General features: G+C 75.9%; 1 protein-coding gene and 1 pseudogene. Both read left to right on the forward strand.

Annotation, left to right across the window (positions count from 1 at the left end; genetic code table 11):
• The coding region (locus ACWEN3_RS46455; protein ID WP_452984472.1) for a dihydrolipoamide acetyltransferase family protein at positions 1-877 on the forward strand (877 nt) is incomplete at its 5' end.
• Between the two features lie 103 nt (positions 878-980).
• Positions 981-1,439, forward strand: a pseudogene (gene mobA, locus ACWEN3_RS46460) (molybdenum cofactor guanylyltransferase); the annotation flags it as partial.
• Between the last annotated feature and the right edge of the window lie 98 nt (positions 1,440-1,537).

Here is a 1,537-nt window from a genome sequence, read left to right on the forward strand (position 1 = left end):
CGCTGCGCCGGCCGGTCACCTTGCCCGGCGAGATCTCGTGGACCTGCGCCGGCTCACCGGTTCCGGGCCCGAGGGCCTGATCCTGCGGGCCGACGTCGAGCACGCGCTGCGGACCGGGGCGGCCGGGGACCACACGGTCGAGGCGGCCGCCACGACGGCACCCGCCCCCGCCCTCCCGGCCCCGGGCGAGGGCCTGCGCGTCCCCCTCAAGGGCGTCCGCGGAGCCGTCGCCGACAAGCTGTCCCGCAGCCGCCGGGAGATCCCGGACGCGACCTGCTGGGTCGACGCCGACGCGACGGAGCTCATGCGCGCACGGGCCGCGATGAACGCGGCCGGAGCACCGAAGATCTCCCTCCTCGCGCTGCTCGCCCGCATCACGACCGCCGCCCTCGCCCGGTTCCCCGAGCTGAACTCCTCCGTCGACACCGAGGCCCGCGAGGTCGTCCAGCACGGCCATGTGCACCTCGGGTTCGCCGCGCAGACCGACCGCGGCCTGGTCGTACCGGTCGTCCGGGACGCCCACGTGCGCGACGCCCAGTCGCTCACCGCCGAGTTCGCCCGGCTCACCGAGTCCGCCCGCGCCGGGACGCTCACCCCCGCGGAGCTCACCGGCGGCACCTTCACGTTGAACAACTACGGCGTCTTCGGCGTCGACGGCTCCACGCCGATCATCAACCACCCCGAGGCGGCCATGCTCGGCGTCGGCCGCATCGTCCCCAAGCCGTGGGTGCACGAGGGCGAGCTGGCCGTGCGCCAGGTCGTGCAGCTCTCGTTCACCTTCGACCACCGGGTGTGCGACGGCGGCACCGCGGGCGGCTTCCTGCGGTACGTGGCGGACTGTGTGGAACAGCCGGCGGTGCTCCTGCGCACCCTGTGACCCGGGAGGAGCGGACGGGGAACGGCCCGCGCGGGCGTTCCCTGCGGGCCGCGTTCCCCCGGGCTCGGTTCCCTGTGATCAGCCGGGCACGCATACTCGGAGGGTGACCGACAACGCCATCACCGTGCCCGCCGTGCCGTACGACGCCGTCGTGCTGGCCGGCGGTGCCGCCCGGCGGCTCGGCGGTGCGGACAAGCCCGGGCTCCGGATCGGCGGCCGCGCGCTGCTCGACCGGGTGCTCACGGCCTGCGCGGGCGCCGGTACGACCGTCGTCGTGGCCGCACCCCGGCCCACCGCGCGCCCGGTGCGCTGGGCACGGGAGGAACCGGCCGGCGCCGGACCCGTCGCCGCGCTGGCGGCCGGCCTGCGGCACACCACGGCCGAGCACGCCGTCATCCTCTCCGCCGACCTGCCCTTCCTCGAACCGGTCACACTGCACCGTCTGCTGGCCGAGCTCCGCGGGTCCGGCGCCGAGGGCGCCCTGCTCACCGACGCGGACGGCCGCGACCAGCCGCTCGTGGCCGCCTACCGCGCCGACGCGCTCCGCCGCGAGCTGGCCGCTGCGGATCATCCCCTCGCGTGTACAGGACCTCCCGGGAAACCCACGTCGGACCGGCACGGCCCGAGATCGCGTCCTCGTGGACCCGATCCCGGCTGAAC

The organism is Streptomyces sp. NPDC004561 (genome assembly GCF_053602155.1).